Here is a 15,798-nt window from a genome sequence, read left to right as displayed (position 1 = left end):
CCGATTTTTCAGGAAACCACCACCGTGGCCAATATCAAGTCCGCCAAGAAGCGCGCCAAGCAGACCATTGTGCGCAATGAGCGCAACACCGGTCAGCGCTCGATGCTGCGCACCGCCGTCAAGAAGGTGATCAAGGCCCTTGACGCCAACGATGCTGCAGGCGCCGAAGCCGCTTTCGCCGTTGCACAGCCGATCCTCGACCGTTTCAGCGCCCGTGGCCTGATTCACAAGAACAAGGCTGCACGTCACAAGAGCCGTCTGACCGCACGCATCAAGGCCATCAAGGCCGCGTAAGCGATCGGCAGCAACGTTGCCGGAAGCCTGGCTTCCGGTAGCACAGAAAAACCCGGCCTCGGCCGGGTTTTTTGTGTGTGCGTGTGCGCACTCAGCCCGCATCGCGTGCCTCGAGCTCGTCCTCGCGCTGGCGGTCGAAGAAGGCCATCACGTCCTTCATGATCGGGAAGGTGCCGTCACGACCCAGCGCCGACACCAGATACCACGGCGCGGTCCAGCCCAGCTCGGCCACGATGGCCTCGGCAGCGGCGCGCGCCTCGTCCTCGAACATCAGGTCGGCCTTGTTGAGCACCAGCCAGCGCGGCTTCTTCAGCAACTCGGGATCATGCCGCTCGAGCTCGCGCTCGAGGGTACGCACCTGGTCGGCCGGCGACACACCGTCCACCCCACCATCCATCGGGGCCATGTCCACCAGATGCAGCAGCAGGCGGGTGCGCTGCAGGTGACGCAGGAACTGCGTGCCCAGGCCGGCGCCATCGGCTGCGCCTTCGATCAGGCCGGGCACGTCCGCGATCACGAAGCTGCGGTACGCCTCGACACTGACCACGCCCAGATTGGGATACAGCGTGGTGAACGGGTAGTCGGCCACCTTCGGCGTGGCCGAAGACACCGCACGGATCAGCGTGCTCTTGCCGGCATTCGGGAAGCCCAGCAGGCCAACGTCGGCCAGCAGCTTGAGCTCCAGCTTGAGCAGGCGCTCCTCGCCCTCTTCACCGGTGGTGGACTGGCGCGGCGCACGGTTGACCGAGCTCTTGAAATGCATGTTGCCCAGACCGCCCTTGCCGCCCTTGGCCACCAGCAGGCGATCGCCGTGCTGGACCAGGTCGCCAATGATTTCATCGGTCTGCACGTTGATCACCACGGTGCCGACCGGCACCACGATGACGCGATCTTCGCCGCCCTTGCCATAGGCCTGGCGACCCATGCCGTTCTCGCCGCGCTGCGCCTTGAAGGTGCGCTCATGACGGAAGTCGACCAGGGTGTTGACGTTTTCGTCGGCCACGATCCAGACGCTGCCGCCTGCCCCGCCATCACCGCCATCGGGCCCGCCCAACGGGATGAACTTCTCGCGGCGAAAGCCGACACAGCCATTGCCGCCATTACCGGCGGTGACCAGGATTTCTGCTTCGTCGACTAATTTCATGGGATTCGGGATTCGGGATTCGTGATTTGGGATTGGTGACAACGCGGCAACGCAACCATGGCGAGCCGTCAGCAGGGAAGGATGGGAACGCCAGGATGCCAAGGGACCCGCTCTTGCGAATCCCCAATCCCGAATCCCGATTCCCGGCTCTCAAACGCAAAACCCCGCAAAAGCGGGGCTTTCCGTCTCATTCGCCCGGCAGCGTTGCCGGGCGAACTGGCCTGCATGGAGCGGGCGATTACGCCTCGGCAACCACGCTGACGGTGCGACGCTTCTTCGGGCCCTTGGTGGAGAACTCCACCTTGCCGTCGACCAGCGCAAACAGCGTGTGGTCACGGCCCAGGCCGACGCCGGCGCCCGGATGGAACTGGGTGCCGCGCTGACGCACGATGATGTTGCCGGCATCGATGGCCTGGCCACCGAAGATCTTCACGCCGAGGTACTTCGGGTTGGAATCGCGACCGTTGCGCGAGGAACCTACGCCCTTTTTATGTGCCATGACTGGTTCTCCTTACTTCTTGTCGCCACCGGCGATGCCGGTGATCTCGATTTCGGTGTAGTGCTGACGGTGTCCCTGACGCTTCATGTGGTGCTTGCGGCGACGGAACTTGATGATGCGCACCTTGTCGGCGCGGCCATGGGCCACGACCTTGGCGGTGACCGAGGCGCCCTTCAGCGCATCGCCCAGCTTGATGCCGTCGCTATCGCCCAGCATCAGGATGGTGTCGAACTTGATCTCGTTGCCAGCTTCGACTTCGAGCTTTTCCACGCGGAGCGTTTCGCCCTGCGCGACGCGGTATTGCTTACCGCCGGTTACCAGAACTGCGTACATGACCAGGTGTTCCTCTGTAGTTATTATGGTCGCCTGACTTGCCCATGGGGCAGACAGGAGCGGAATTGTACTGGCCTAGCCGGTTTCGGGTCAACCCGCAAGCCGGCCCGCCACTGCCGGCCGGAATCGGCCTGGTGGAACGCATCATCCGGCCGCCACAACGGCCCCGGCAGACTGGCATTTGGGGCAATTGCCCTCACCTAGGTCGGCGGGTAGGCTGATCGACTGCCACTCATTCCTGCTGAGCACGCTCGCACCACCGCCGGTTCGCCGGCCCGACATCGGATCCCCCATGGCGATGGATTTCATCCGCATCCGCGGCGCGCGGACGCACAACCTCAAGAACATCGACCTCGACCTGCCCCGCGACAAACTGATCGTGATCACCGGCCTGTCCGGTTCGGGCAAGTCGTCGCTGGCGTTCGACACCATCTATGCAGAAGGCCAGCGCCGCTACGTCGAGTCGCTGTCGGCGTATGCGCGCCAGTTCCTGAGCGTGATGGAAAAGCCGGACCTGGACCATATCGAAGGCCTGTCCCCGGCAATTTCGATCGAACAGAAATCGACTTCGCACAACCCGCGCTCCACCGTCGGCACCATCACCGAGATCTACGACTACCTGCGCCTGCTGTACGCGCGCGTCGGCCAGCCGCGCTGCCCGGATCACGGCTTCCCGCTGGAAGCGCAGACGGTCAGCCAGATGGTCGACCACATGCTTACCCAGGACCAGGAACAGCGCTACATGCTGCTGGCCCCGGTGATCCGCGACCGCAAGGGCGAGCATGCGCAGGTGTTCGAACAACTGCGTGCGCAGGGCTTCGTGCGCGTGCGCGTGGACGGCGAACTGTACGAGATCGATGCGGTGCCGCCGCTGGCATTGCGCCAGAAACACACCATCGAAGCAGTGATCGACCGTTTCCGCCCGCGCGAAGACATCAAGCAGCGCCTGGCGGAAAGTTTCGAAACCGCGCTCAAGCTGGGCGAAGGCATGGTGGCGGTGCAGTCGCTGGACGACCCGGCCGCCGCACCGCACCTGTTCTCGTCCAAGTACAGCTGCCCGGTGTGCGATTACTCGCTGCCGGAGCTGGAACCGCGGCTGTTCTCGTTCAACGCACCGGTGGGCGCCTGCCCGAGTTGCGATGGCCTGGGCGTGGCCGAGTTCTTCGACCCGGACCGTGTGGTGGTGCATCCGGAGCTGTCGCTGTCGGCCGGTGCGGTGCGCGGCTGGGATCGACGCAATGCCTATTATTTCCAGCTGATCGCCTCGCTGGCCAAGCACTACAAGTTCGATGTGGACGCGGTATGGAACACGCTGCCGGCCAAGGTGCGCCAGGCGGTGCTGTTCGGCAGCGGCGATGAGGTGATCAGCTTCACCTACTTCACCGACGCGGGCGGGCGCACCACGCGCAAGCATCGCTTCGAGGGCATCCTGCCGAACCTGGAACGTCGCTACCGCGAAACCGAATCGCCGGCGGTGCGCGAAGAGCTCACCAAGTACGTGAGCCAGCAGCCCTGCCCGGCCTGCAATGGCACGCGCTTGAATCGTGCTGCGCGCAATGTGTTCGTGGCCGATCGCCCGCTACCGGAACTGGTGGTGCTGCCGGTCAACGAAGCGCTGAACTTTTTCCGTGGTTTGTCGCTGCCGGGCTGGCGTGGCGAGATCGCCAGCAAGATCGTCAAGGAGATCGGCGAGCGGCTGGGCTTCCTGGTCGATGTGGGCCTGGATTACCTCACCCTGGAACGCAAGGCCGACACCTTGTCCGGCGGCGAGGCGCAGCGCATCCGTCTGGCCAGCCAGATCGGTGCCGGCCTAGTCGGCGTGATGTATGTGCTGGACGAGCCATCGATCGGCCTGCATCAGCGCGACAACGAACGCCTGCTCGGCACGCTGACGCGGCTGCGCGACCTGGGCAACACGGTGATCGTGGTCGAGCATGACGAAGATGCGATCCGCCTGGCCGACCATGTGCTGGACATCGGCCCCGGTGCCGGCGTGCATGGCGGCGAGATCTGCGCGCAGGGCACGCTGGAGGACATCCTGAAATCGCCGCGTTCGCTGACCGGCCAATACCTGTCGGGCAAGCGCCGCATCGAGATCCCAAAGCAGCGCCACAAGCCCAACCCGAAGATGATGCTGCATCTGCGCGGGGCGACCGGCAACAACCTGAAAAATGTCGACCTGGACATTCCGGCCGGTCTGCTGACCTGCATCACCGGCGTGTCCGGCTCGGGCAAGTCGACGCTGATCAACGATACCTTGTTCACGCTGGCGGCCAACGAGATCAACGGTGCCTCGCACGTGGTAGCGCCACATCGCGAAGTCGAAAATCTTGATCTGTTCGACAAGGTGGTGGACATCGACCAGTCGCCGATCGGTCGCACGCCACGTTCAAACCCGGCCACCTACACCGGCATGTTCACCCCGTTGCGCGAGTTGTTTGCGCAGGTGCCCGAGGCGCGCGCGCGCGGCTACTCGCCGGGGCGTTTCAGCTTCAACGTGCGCGGCGGCCGCTGCGAGGCCTGCCAGGGCGACGGCATGATCAAGGTGGAGATGCACTTCCTGCCCGACGTCTACGTGCCCTGCGATGTCTGCCATGGCAAGCGCTATAACCGCGAGACGCTGGAGATCCGCTACAAGGGCTTCAATATCAGCGATGTGCTGCAGATGACCGTGGAAGACGCGCTGCGCCTGTTCGAGCCGGTGCCGTCGATCGCACGCAAGCTGGAAACGCTGGTCGATGTGGGTCTGAGCTACATCAAGCTGGGCCAGAGCGCGACCACGCTCTCCGGCGGTGAAGCGCAGCGCGTCAAGCTGTCCAAGGAACTCTCGCGTCGCGATACCGGACGCACCTTGTACATCCTGGACGAACCGACCACCGGCCTGCACTTCCACGATATCGAAGCCCTGCTCGGCGTGTTGCACAAGCTGCGCGACGAGGGCAATACGGTGGTGGTGATCGAACATAATCTGGACGTGATCAAGACCGCGGACTGGATCGTGGACCTGGGCCCGGAAGGTGGCCATCGCGGCGGCACCATCCTGGTCTCTGGCACGCCGGAAGATGTGGCCGTGCACGAGGCATCCTACACCGGCCAGTTCCTGGCCAAGATGCTGCCGTCGGTGAAGGCGCGCGAGACACGTCCGGCGGCGATGGCCAACAAGCCGGATGCGCGCCCGCCGCGCAAGGTCAAACCGGAGAAGGTGACCAAGGTCGCCAAGTCCGCCACCAAGAAAACCGCGAAGAAGAAGGCAAGCTGATGAGCGAACACAAGATCCTGGCACGCATTCCGATCAGCGTGCGCTGGCGCGACATGGACAGCATGGGCCACGTCAACAACGCCAAGTACATTTCCTATCTGGAAGAGGCACGCGTGCGCTGGATGCTGGGCGTGCAAGGCGTGGCGATGACCGACCGCATCGCACCGGTGGTCGCGGCCACCAACGTCAACTACAAGCAGCCGCTGATCTGGCCCAACGACATCACGGTGGAGCTGTTCGTGGAGCGGCTGGGCAACAGCAGCGTCACCATCGGCCACCGCATCTTCGACCAGAAGGACGACAGCGTGCTGTATTCCGACGGCAACGTGGTGGTGGTGTGGATCGACACGCAGACCGGCAAGAGTGCGCCGCTGCCGGACGCGGTGCGCCTCGCCAGCACCTGAGCGGGCGCGCCGCCAGGCCTGGGCAATCACGCTATCGACGGCGGTTCTTGCGGGAGCCGCCGTTTTTTTATGGGCGCGTGCTTTATCTGGCAGTGGTGCCGCGCGAGCCGATCCCGCTGCACATGGCCGCAGGCCGCATGCCCAAGCGACCCGGCAACGCCGCACGCACGTGCATGCGGAAGACGAAGCCGGCTGCCCGGGCATTCATCCGCCCCGCTCCTCAGCCGCCCGGCGCGCGCTTGCGTGCCAGCAGCGTGGCCTTGATCTGGCGACCGTCCTGCAAGGTGAACGTCACCGGCACCTGCGCGCCTTCCTGCAGCGGGGCGCGTGCCTCCATCAACATCAGATGCAGGCCGCCGGGTGCCAGGGGCACCGTCTTGCCGGCGGGCAGGGCCAGCGCGGGTACCGCACGCATGCGGCTGACGCCATTGCTCTGCGTGGTCTCGTGCAGCGACACGTCGGCGAAGGCGCTGCTTGTGGCCGCGGTGATCGTCAGCGGTTGCGTGCAGCCATTGTGGAATTGCCCGAATCCCGCGGCCATGCCCATGCCGCCAGGTGGCGGGATGCGGATCCAGCCGTCCTTGAACTCCGGCATGCACTGCGCCGCAGCGCCCGCGCTGGCCAGCAGCGCCATCACACCAAGCCACACGCGTGCACGCAGCTGCCACCTGCTTCGACTGCCGTCTATCATGACCCGACCTCCAGGAGCCCCGAATGAGCATCCAGATCTTAGACCATGGCCGAGTTCGCGAAATCCGTCTGGCGCGCCCGCCGGTCAATGCGCTGGATCGTGCGCTGTGCCAGGCACTGAGCGCTGCGGTGCAACAGGCCGGCGACGAGGCCGACGGCATCGTGCTGTCGGGCAGCGAGCGGATCTTCTCCGGTGGCATGGATGTACCGCAGCTGCTGGCGCACGGTACCGACCGCGCCGCGTTGCTGGCCAGCTGGACGGCATTCTTCGAGGCTGCGCAGGCGCTGGCCAACAGCCGGATTCCGGTGGTCGCGGCGATCGGCGGGCATGCGCCGGCCGGCGGCTGCGTGCTGGCGCTGTGCTGCGACTACCGGGTGATGGCACGCAGCGCCGATACCGCCAGGCCGTACACGATCGGCTTGAACGAAGTGCAGGTCGGCCTGGCCGCACCAGAAGGCATCCAGCGGCTGTTGCGCCGGGTGGTTGGCGCGCACCGTGCCGAGCGCCTGCTGATCGCCGGGCAGCTGCTGCCTGCCGAACAGGCGGTGCAGATCGGCCTGGTGGATGAACTGGTCGACGGCGAGCTGGTCACCGCTCGCGCCGTGGCCTGGCTGCACGAACTGCAGCAGCTGCCGCGTCAGCCGATGCTGGCCACGCGCGCGGTGGCCCGCGCAGACCTGCGCGCGGCCCTGGCGCCGGAGCTGATCCAGCTGGAGCGGTTCGTCGACGGCTGGTACGCCCCGGATGCACAGGCCGCACTGCGCGGGCTGGTCGCGCGCCTGCAGAAGGGCTGAGCCTTCCACTGCCGCGGTGACCACGAAGCGGCCCGCTATAATCGCGGTCCGTCGCACCCAGGCCAGCCCCTTGTCCGCCACCGCCGAACCCGTCGTCTCCGAACTGATCAGCCTGCTGTCGCTGGAGCGCCTGGAGGACAACCTGTTCCGCGGCCAGAGCCGCGACATCGGCACCAAATACGTCTTTGGTGGACAGGTGCTGGGCCAGGCGCTGTCGGCCGCGCAGGCCACGGTCGACAACGGGCGCCAGGCGCATTCGCTGCATGCCTATTTTCTGCGTGCCGGCAATATCGACCACCCCATCGTCTACGACGTCGACCGCACCCGCGATGGCGGCAGTTTTTCGATCCGCCGGGTCACCGCGATCCAGCACGGCAAAGTGATCTTTTTCTGCGCGGCCTCGTTTCAGGAACGCGAAGACGGCGCCGAGCATCAGTCGGCGATGCCGGTGGTGCCGCCCCCGGAAGACATCGAACCGGCCGCGCCGCTGGCACCGGAGGTGCTGGCGAACCTGCCTCCGAAAGTGCAGCGCTGGCTGTCGCGCGGCGGCCCGTTCGAATTTCGCCACGTGTTTCCACGCGACGAACTCAAGCCGCCCAAGCGCCCACCGTTCCAGCAGATGTGGCTGCGCTTGAACGACCCGATCGGCGACGATGTAGGGCTGCATCAGGTGCTGCTTGCATACGCGTCGGATTTTCAGTTGCTGGGCACCTCCACGTTTCCGCACGGCATCAGCTACTACACGCCCAATGTGCAGATGGCCTCGCTCGATCATGCGCTGTGGTTCCATCGGCCGTTCCGTACCGACGACTGGCTGCTGTATTCGCTGGACAGCCCGACCGCACAAGGCTCCCGCGGCCTGGCGCGCGGGCAGTTCTTCACCCGCGATGGCGTGCTGGTGGCCAGCACCACGCAGGAGGGGCTGATCCGCGTAGTGCCCGATGGCAGTGCGATTGCCGTGCCGGCCAAGGGCTAGGCGTGCAGCGTTGCGTCGCGCCGAGTGGGTGGGCGACCGTGCACTGACCACGTGCGTCCCACTCCCCCCGGCGTACTGCCACCGGGACCTGCTGTCGCACGCCTGCATTGCGTGCACCGTCAGTCGCAGTGTTGATCGGCATTCCTTTCCACCTTGAACCGGCGCAGCAGTGGCGCCATCTGTTCCGGACCCAACGGCGGTTTCCAGCATGCGCAAGATCTTCAGCAGTCAACGTATCGAAACCGCCGAGGGCGTCGCCAATCTGTTGCGCGATGCGGGCATCGAGATCCGTCTCAGTAATGGCCGCTCGTACCAGAGCAAGCGCGGCGGCCAGTTCAGCTATCTGGAGCAAAGCAACGCGCAGGCACAGCCCACCGTGTGGATCGTGCATGCCAACGACCAACCGCGTGCGCGCGAACTGCTGCGCGATGCACGCCTGCTCGACACCACCCGCCGCGATCTGCCGAACGTGGAATACACCTTCCGCGATGGCGAAAACGGCTCCAGTGCCAGTGCGCGCAGCTGGGCCTGGCGCATCCGTCTGGTGCTGCTGCTGGTGATCGGCGCCGTGGCCATGGTGGTGGTGATGCGCCATCGCAGCGCGCCTGCGCCACTGGCACCGGCGGCACAGCCGGCGTCGCAACAGGCGCCGGCGCCAGATGCCGCCCAACCGGCAGCAGACGACGAAATGCGTGTGCGGATCCAGCCGGCGCGCTGAGCGCGGCCGACCAGAGCGCGGCGCGCCCAATTGATGGCGGGATAGCCGCGCGCACGTCATCAGCCCAGTCACATCCCTTGCCGGCATGCGTCATGCTGGCAACAGGACATGGATTGCGCCGATGAACGCCAACACGCTGGAGCTGATGTTGCAACGCGAACTGCCCAACGCCGCGGCCGGCTGCCAGCAGGCGTATGGGCGCATCGTGGGCGCCTGCCAGAACACGGTGACTGCCATCGCGCTGGCGATCACCCGCGACATCGCAGCCAGCGAAGACATCGCCCAGGAGGCCTTCCTGCGTGCCTGGCAGCGGTTGGCGCAGCTGCATCAGCCGGCAAGCTTTCTGCCCTGGCTTCGGCAGATCACCCGCAACCTGGCGCGCGACTGGCTGCGTGCCAACCGCCATCGTGCGCTCAGCGGCGAGGCCGCCGAGCTTGCCATCGCGATGGCAGCCGACCCGGCGCCCTCACCCGCCGACCAGCTGCTACAGGTGGAAGAAGAGATCGCCGCGCTCGATATCATTTCTGCACTGCCGGAAGAGAGCCGCGAAACGCTGCTGCTGTATTACCGCGAAGGCCAGAGCTCGCAACAGGTTGCCGCGCTGCTCGGGCTCAGCGACGCGGCGGTACGCAAACGGCTGTCGCGCGCCCGTGCCAGCGTGCGCAGCGAGTTGCTGCGCCGCTTCGGCGAATTCGCACGCGGTAGCGCGCCGAGTGTGGCGTTTGCCACCGCGGTGACCTCGGCCACCCTGTTGGGCGCGCCGGGCAAGGCTAGCGCGGCGGTTGTGCTGACGAGCATCGGAGGCGCGGGCAAACTAGGCGCGAGCGGGTTAAGCGGCTCGGCGCTTGGTGGGGGCGGCGCCGCCGGCGCGCTCAGCCTCTGGCTCGGCATGCCGACACTGTTCGCTGCGTGCGCGGTGCTGGTTGCCGGGATCGGCACGTACTGGTCGTACTGGTACCTGCTGCGCTTCGCACAGACCGCCAGCGAGGCAGCAGCGATCCGTCGTTTCATGCACATCACCACGCTGACCTCGGCTCTGGTGTGCGGCAGCACGTTGGTGCTGAAATACCTGCAGGCGGGCGCGTGGGCATCGGTTCTGACGCTGTGCGCAGGCATGGCGGTACTCAACTATCAATCCCTGCGCATCCTGCCACGCGTGATGCGCCCCATGCTGGAACGCGATGCGCGCAGGCGCGGCGCCACGCAGGCACCGCTGTTGTACCGCTGCATGTTCAGTCCGGGCGCGATGGTGGTGAGCACAGCGGCTGTCATTCTGCCGATCGTGCGGCACTACATGCAGCTGGGAATGTTCTGAGGCTGGCGTGACGTCACCGCAGCACCGGCAGTTGCAACCTGTTCCGAGACGAGGACATGCGGCTGCGGATCCACCCGCGCTGGCGGCAGCACCGGCTTTGCGTTACGCAGGCTTGGCGACATGGTTATCGACGACGCACACTGAAGCACGCTGCGGCCCAGCCTGCCTGCCTGCAACGGTGAACGCCGCGGGCAGCAACGTCGCATGGTCCGAAGTGATGCGTTCATATCCGACTTCAGCGGCCACCGGGTAGCGTCCACGCTGCTACAAGCAGGGAGAATTCGACCAAACCCCGGAGCAATGAAGTGAAGGCAAGTCTCCTCACCAGTCTGCTGATGATGGCCAGCATGGGCGCGCACGCGGACGGACTGACGACATCCCACGATGGCAAGACCCTGTCGGTGAGTTTCGGAGCGCCTACCTTCAAACAGGTGCTTCACTACAACAAGATGTACGAGAAGAAACCGTTCCCCGATGCGGAAATCTATTATTTCAGCAACGGCATGTACAAGATCATTTCGCAAGGGGAAAACCATTACGGGGTTTACGTCCTGCAGGGGACGTTCGACGACCAGACCTACACAATCCGTTTCATCTCCCTGCCCTCGGAAGACTGGGGCAACAAGACTGCGTTCCATCAGCTGACCTTCGTGCGCGGCGACAAGCAGAATGTCTTCATCCAGAACGCCATCGTCGACACCGGCGAAGCGATCGCACAGCAGAACGGAACCTACACGCTGGAGAAAAACACCGTTTCCAATCCGGTTCCCACGTCCTGGAAGCACGACTGATCGTTGCAACCGCGCCCCGCATCTAGCCCAAACGCAAGCGCCCTCCCGCCAGGCGAGAGGGCGCGGTCGATCGGCGCCTTGTTACGTTTTGATGCTACGTGTTGCTGCTGATGCAGCGACCGCCGCGCCTGTCACGCGCCGGCCGCTGCATCGATGCGCACTACTGCTTAGTTGCCCGCAGCAGGCTTGGCCGGCATCGCATGCTTGCCGTGGTTGCCACGCTCACCATGCTCGCCCGGACCGCGCGGGCCGTGGTCGCCGCGCAGCTTCGAGGCCGCGTCGAACTCGGCCTTGCTCAGCTTGCCGTCCTTGTCGGTGTCGGCCTTGGCGAACCATGCATCGCGATGCTGCTGCATGCGCAATTCGCGATCGGCACGGTCGACGAAGCCGTCCTTGTTCACATCCATCTGGTCGAAGCGTGCAGCGAACTTGGGGTCGGCCTTGGCTTCTTCACGACTGATGCGGCCGTCCTTGTTGGTGTCGAGCTTGGCCATCCATTCGCCACGGCCCTCGCGCCCCGGACCGCGATGACGTGGACGCTCGTCGCGCGACAGCTTGCCGTCCTTGTTGGTGTCCAGCGTATCGAACTGCGCGGCCAGCTTCGGGTCCGCGGCCGCTTCGCTGCGGTCGATCACGCCATCGCCGTTCTTGTCGAGTTTGGCAGGCCGCGGCGCATCGCCGGGGGCCGGCACGGTGGCGGCGAACACGGCGCCGGTGGACAGCGCGGCCAGCACGGCCAGGGCGAGGAAAGGTTTGCGTGACGTCATGGGACACTCCTGGAAGATGGGAACCACACGCGGCACCTGCATGGGCCGCATCGCGTGGGTGGTGCGTCCGGATCGCCCGTGCGCTGCCACCAACACCCACATCAACGAGCCATCGGCGTACGCGTTGACGTCCGGGCCGGGCGTATTCATCCGGCGGACAGTCGCCGCTGCTGCGACGCACAGGCGCTATCCTGCGGCCATGGCCATCCATGCCGACACTCACGACGACCTGCGCCTGTTCCAGACCGGCGAGCATGCCTGCGGCTATTGGTCCGACCGGCAAGCGCGCGACCTGGTGCTGGACCCACACGACCCGCGCCTGGGTGCGATCTATCCGCAAGCCCTGGCATGGGGCTTCCGCCGCTCCGGCGATCTGGTCTACCGCCCGCATTGCGAACGGTGCCGTGCCTGCGTGCCGGTGCGCATTGCGGTGGATGCCTTTCGTCCCGACCGCAGCCAACGCCGGTGCCTGGCACGCAATCAGGACCTGGTCGTGCGCGTGGTGGCCGCCGAACGCACCGAAGAACAACTTGCGCTCTATCGCCAGTACCTCAAGCACCGGCATCCCGGTGGCGGCATGGACGAACATGGCGCCACCGAGTTCGATCAGTTCCTGATCGGCGGTTGGTCGCACGGGCGCTTTCTTGAGATCCGCGAACCGGCTGTCGCGCATGTGCCCGGGCGCCTGCTGGCCGTCGCGGTCACCGACGTCACCGAGCACGCGCTCTCGGCGGTCTACACGTTCTATGCGCCGGATGCGGCCGCGCGCAGCCTGGGCACGCTGGCGATCCTGCAGCAGATTCAATGGGCACGCCGCGAGCGACGCGCGCATGTCTATCTGGGCTACTGGATCGATGGGCACGCAAAGATGAACTACAAGCGGCGGTTCGGCGCGCTGGAAGCCTACGACGGCCGCCACTGGCGCGGACTGCCGGCCACTGCGCCAGCGCCCTGACGTGCCGGCGGCGACATCGGCTTGTCGCATCCAGCATGCGACAATCTCGCAATGATCAAGCCACTGCTGCTGCTCGCACTGACCGCGCTCTGCGCTGCCTGTACCCATCGCACGGCCACACCGGCGGCCACCGCCGACACTGCGTCCGGCCAGGCATCGCCCGCGCAGTTGCGCATCGCCACCTACAACACCTCGCTGTACTCCGACGAGGCCGGCGGCCTGGTCCGTGAGCTGCAGGGCGACAGCGCGCACGCGCGCAAGATTGCGGCCGTGCTGCAGCGCGTGCGCCCGGATCTGGTGCTGCTCAACGAGTTCGATTTCGACCCCGACCACCGCGCTGCCGAGTTGTTCCAGCAGCGCTATCTGCAGGTCGCCCAGCCCGGCGGCGGCGAGCCGCTGCGTTATCCGTATCGGTATCTGGCGCCGGTCAACACCGGTGTGCCGAGCGGGCTGGATCTGGACAACAGCGGCAGCGTCGGCGGCGATGGCCGCAACCGCGGCAACGATGCCTGGGGGTTCGGCCTGCATCCGGGGCAATACGGCATGCTGGTGCTGTCGCGTTATCCGATCGATGCGCAGGCCGTGCGCAGTTTCCAGTTGCTGAAATGGAGTGCATTACCAGGTGCGCTGCGGCCGATCGATCCGACCACGCGGACCTCGTTTTATAGCGACGCAATCTGGGCGCAGCTGCGGCTGTCGTCCAAGTCGCATTGGGACGTGCCGGTCCGTACGCCGCAGGGCGTGGTGCATGCACTGGTGTCGCACCCCACCCCGCCGGTGTTCGATGGCGCGGAAAAACGCAATGCCGCGCGCAATCACGACGAGCTCGCGCTGTGGCGCGCGTACCTGGACAACGCCGCCGACAGCACGCGCTGGCTCTGCGACGACAAGGGCACCTGCGGCGGCCTGCCGGCGGATGCGCGCTTTGTGATTCTGGGCGATCTGAACAACGATCCGATCGATGGCGCCGGCCGCCACGAAGCGATCCGCGCACTGGTCCATCACCCGCGCGTCCTGCAGTACCCCACACCGCGCAGCGAAGGTGGCGCGGAAAAGACCGCCGAATACGCCGCGCGCGGCATCGCGCACACCGGCGACCCGCACCAGGTCACCGGCGACTTCGGCCCGCAGGCCGGCACCATGCGCCTGGACTACGTACTGCCCTCCCACCAGTTCACCCTGGTCGGCAGCGGCATCTTCTGGCCGGCCGGCACCACCGCCGACGCGGCGATTGCCGATGGCAGCGACCATCATGCGGTGTGGGTGGATGTGGGTTGGTAGCAGGAATTGGGGAGTCGGGATTGGGGCGTCGGAAGAGCGGGTTCCCTGTCCGGCTGCGTTAGTGGAGCTCGGCTAGTAAAGGACGTGGGTATGCGCGGCCAGCCGTGCGGAGCGACGCAGCTCCGCCTGCAGTGACGTGGCGTCACCAAGGGTGGTCAATCTTTGGCGAAAGGCAGCGCGCCTGGACGTGCGCACGAACCTCGCCATGCTTTGGTGCTTTGGTGCTTTGGTGCTTTGTTGCTTTGTTGCTTTGGTTCTTTGGTGCTTTGACGCAATGCGGCGGTGCGCTGCATTGCGTCGGATGTGCAGCGCGTCAGGCCTGCAACTGGATCGACAGTGCAGCGGCCGCCACGCGCGCCTTATCGCGTGCGTCGTCGATGCTGCCCGCGCGGGCAAGCGTCACGCCCACACGGCGGTGACCGTCCACGCGCGGCTTGCCGAACAGGCGTAGCGCGGTATCCGGGTCGCGCAGGGCGTCGGCCACGTTGTCGAACAACGGCACGCCATGGCCGTGCGCAAGCAAGGCGCAGGAGGCCGACGGGCCGCTCTGACGGATGACGCCGCCGTCTTCTGCGCCCACCGGCAAGCCGAGAATCGCGCGCGCATGCAGTGCGAATTCGCTGAGGTCTTGCGAGACCAGCGTGACCAGTCCGGTGTCGTGCGGGCGCGGCGACACTTCGCTGAACCACACCTCGTCGCCCTTGACGAACAGCTCCACGCCGAACAGGCCCCAGCCACCGAGGTCGTCGGTGATGGCCTTTGCGATCTGCTGCGAGCGACGCAATGCGGCTTCCGACATCGGCTGCGGCTGCCAGCTTTCGCGGTAGTCGCCGTCCTGCTGCCAATGCCCGATGGGGTCGCAGTACGAGGTGCCGCCGGCATGCCGCACGGTCAGCAAGGTGATCTCGTAATCGAAATCGATGAAGCCTTCGACGATGCAGCGGCCGGCACCGGCACGGCCGCCGGTCTGCGCGTACTCCCACGCCGCGTCGATGTCCGCTTCGCTGCGCAAGGTGCTCTGGCCCTTGCCCGAGGACGACATCACCGGCTTGACCACGCACGGCAGACCGACCGCGGCAATCGCCTCGCGGTATTCCGCGGCGGTGTCGACGAAGCGGTACGGCGAGGTCGGCAGGCCCAGCGTTTCGGCAGCCAGCCGGCGGATGCCTTCGCGGTCCATGGTCAGGCGTGCGGCACGCGCGGTCGGAATCACCTTCTGGCCCTGGTCGCGCTCCAGCGCCACCAGGGTCTCGGTATGGATCGCCTCGATTTCCGGCACGATCAGATGCGGCTGCTCGGTGGCGATCAGCGCGCGCAAGGCGGCGGGATCGAGCATGTCCAGCACGTGCGAGCGGTGCGCCACCTGCATCGCCGGCGCGTTCGCGTAGCGATCGGCGGCGATGACTTCCACCCCGAAACGCTGCAGCTCGATCGCCACTTCCTTACCCAGTTCGCCCGAGCCAAGCAACAGCACGCGGGTGGCGGAGGGCGACAGCGGCGTGCCGAGAGTAGTCATGAGCGCAGGTCCAGATCGGAAGGGGGGCGGCCATTCTAACGGCCAGCCCTGATCATCGTCG

General features: G+C 66.0%; 16 protein-coding genes. 10 read left to right on the top strand and 6 right to left on the bottom strand.

Features of this window, described 5'->3' with window-relative positions; genetic code table 11:
• Positions 1-24: 24 nt before the first annotated feature.
• A complete protein-coding gene (gene rpsT / locus ACCQ12_RS06250) occupies positions 25-294 on the top strand; it encodes a 30S ribosomal protein S20 (RefSeq protein WP_003484323.1) in 270 nt (89 codons plus the stop codon).
• A gap of 91 nt (positions 295-385) precedes the next feature.
• On the opposite strand, the gene obgE is transcribed toward rpsT, so the two are convergent.
• From obgE to rplU, 3 genes are all read right to left on the bottom strand, one after another.
• A complete protein-coding gene (gene obgE / locus ACCQ12_RS06245) occupies positions 386-1,438 on the bottom strand; it encodes a GTPase ObgE (protein WP_039409562.1) in 1,053 nt (350 codons plus the stop codon).
• A gap of 238 nt (positions 1,439-1,676) precedes the next feature.
• Positions 1,677-1,937, bottom strand: coding sequence for a 50S ribosomal protein L27 (gene rpmA / locus ACCQ12_RS06240; protein ID WP_003484326.1), 261 nt, complete (start codon positions 1,935-1,937; stop codon positions 1,677-1,679).
• Between the two features lie 12 nt (positions 1,938-1,949).
• On the bottom strand, positions 1,950-2,270 hold the full coding sequence (rplU, locus tag ACCQ12_RS06235) for a 50S ribosomal protein L21 (RefSeq protein WP_003484328.1): 321 nt from the start codon (positions 2,268-2,270) through the stop codon (positions 1,950-1,952).
• Positions 2,271-2,562: 292 nt separating this feature from the next.
• On the opposite strand from rplU, the gene uvrA reads away from it, so the two are divergent.
• Together uvrA and ACCQ12_RS06225 are read left to right on the top strand one after the other, a co-directional pair.
• On the top strand, positions 2,563-5,529 hold the full coding sequence (gene uvrA / locus ACCQ12_RS06230; protein ID WP_047695977.1) for an excinuclease ABC subunit UvrA: 2,967 nt from the start codon (positions 2,563-2,565) through the stop codon (positions 5,527-5,529).
• A complete protein-coding gene (locus ACCQ12_RS06225; protein ID WP_047695975.1) occupies positions 5,529-5,933 on the top strand; it encodes an acyl-CoA thioesterase in 405 nt (134 codons plus the stop codon). The genes uvrA and ACCQ12_RS06225 overlap by 1 nt, the downstream gene beginning before the upstream one ends.
• 220 nt (positions 5,934-6,153) lie before the next feature.
• On the opposite strand, the gene ACCQ12_RS06220 is transcribed toward ACCQ12_RS06225, so the two are convergent.
• Complete coding sequence (locus ACCQ12_RS06220; RefSeq protein ID WP_166751298.1) at positions 6,154-6,624, bottom strand: copper chaperone PCu(A)C; 471 nt, start codon at positions 6,622-6,624, stop codon at positions 6,154-6,156.
• A gap of 23 nt (positions 6,625-6,647) precedes the next feature.
• On the opposite strand from ACCQ12_RS06220, the gene ACCQ12_RS06215 reads away from it, so the two are divergent.
• From ACCQ12_RS06215 to ACCQ12_RS06195, 5 genes are all read left to right on the top strand, one after another.
• On the top strand, positions 6,648-7,418 hold the full coding sequence (locus ACCQ12_RS06215; RefSeq protein WP_372383187.1) for an enoyl-CoA hydratase/isomerase family protein: 771 nt from the start codon (positions 6,648-6,650) through the stop codon (positions 7,416-7,418).
• A 70-nt stretch (positions 7,419-7,488) separates the two neighbouring features.
• Positions 7,489-8,394, top strand: a complete 906-nt coding sequence (gene tesB, locus ACCQ12_RS06210; RefSeq protein ID WP_372383186.1) for an acyl-CoA thioesterase II — start codon at positions 7,489-7,491, stop codon at positions 8,392-8,394.
• 208 nt (positions 8,395-8,602) lie between these two features.
• Positions 8,603-9,112: a putative signal transducing protein gene (locus ACCQ12_RS06205; RefSeq protein WP_047695967.1), complete on the top strand. Its 510-nt coding sequence runs from the start codon at positions 8,603-8,605 to the stop codon at positions 9,110-9,112.
• 121 nt (positions 9,113-9,233) lie between these two features.
• Positions 9,234-10,427 (top strand): RNA polymerase sigma factor, encoded by a 1,194-nt coding sequence (locus ACCQ12_RS06200; RefSeq protein ID WP_104580994.1) that lies wholly within the window; start codon positions 9,234-9,236, stop codon positions 10,425-10,427.
• Positions 10,428-10,732: 305 nt separating this feature from the next.
• Positions 10,733-11,218, top strand: coding sequence for a hypothetical protein (locus ACCQ12_RS06195; protein WP_372383185.1), 486 nt, complete (start codon positions 10,733-10,735; stop codon positions 11,216-11,218).
• Positions 11,219-11,385: 167 nt separating this feature from the next.
• On the opposite strand, the gene ACCQ12_RS06190 is transcribed toward ACCQ12_RS06195, so the two are convergent.
• Entirely contained in the window at positions 11,386-11,985 is a 600-nt protein-coding gene (locus tag ACCQ12_RS06190; RefSeq protein ID WP_372383184.1) for an EF-hand domain-containing protein, read from the bottom strand.
• Positions 11,986-12,025: 40 nt separating this feature from the next.
• Between ACCQ12_RS06190 and ACCQ12_RS06185 the strand changes: the two genes are divergently transcribed.
• Both ACCQ12_RS06185 and ACCQ12_RS06180 read left to right on the top strand, forming a co-directional pair.
• A complete protein-coding gene (locus ACCQ12_RS06185) occupies positions 12,026-12,940 on the top strand; it encodes an arginyltransferase (RefSeq protein WP_166750656.1) in 915 nt (304 codons plus the stop codon).
• Positions 12,941-12,961: 21 nt separating this feature from the next.
• Complete coding sequence (locus tag ACCQ12_RS06180; protein ID WP_372383183.1) at positions 12,962-14,221, top strand: endonuclease/exonuclease/phosphatase family protein; 1,260 nt, start codon at positions 12,962-12,964, stop codon at positions 14,219-14,221.
• A 313-nt stretch (positions 14,222-14,534) separates the two neighbouring features.
• On the opposite strand, the gene purT is transcribed toward ACCQ12_RS06180, so the two are convergent.
• Complete coding sequence (purT, locus tag ACCQ12_RS06175; protein WP_372383182.1) at positions 14,535-15,737, bottom strand: formate-dependent phosphoribosylglycinamide formyltransferase; 1,203 nt, start codon at positions 15,735-15,737, stop codon at positions 14,535-14,537.
• Positions 15,738-15,798 lie beyond the last annotated feature (61 nt).

Origin of the sequence: Xanthomonas sp. NCPPB 1068 (assembly GCF_041479385.2) — a bacterium.
Lineage (GTDB): Bacteria > Pseudomonadota > Gammaproteobacteria > Xanthomonadales > Xanthomonadaceae > Xanthomonas > Xanthomonas cannabis.
The sequence above is the reverse complement of the archived record's forward strand: the minus strand, read 5'-3'. Positions and strand labels throughout refer to the sequence as shown.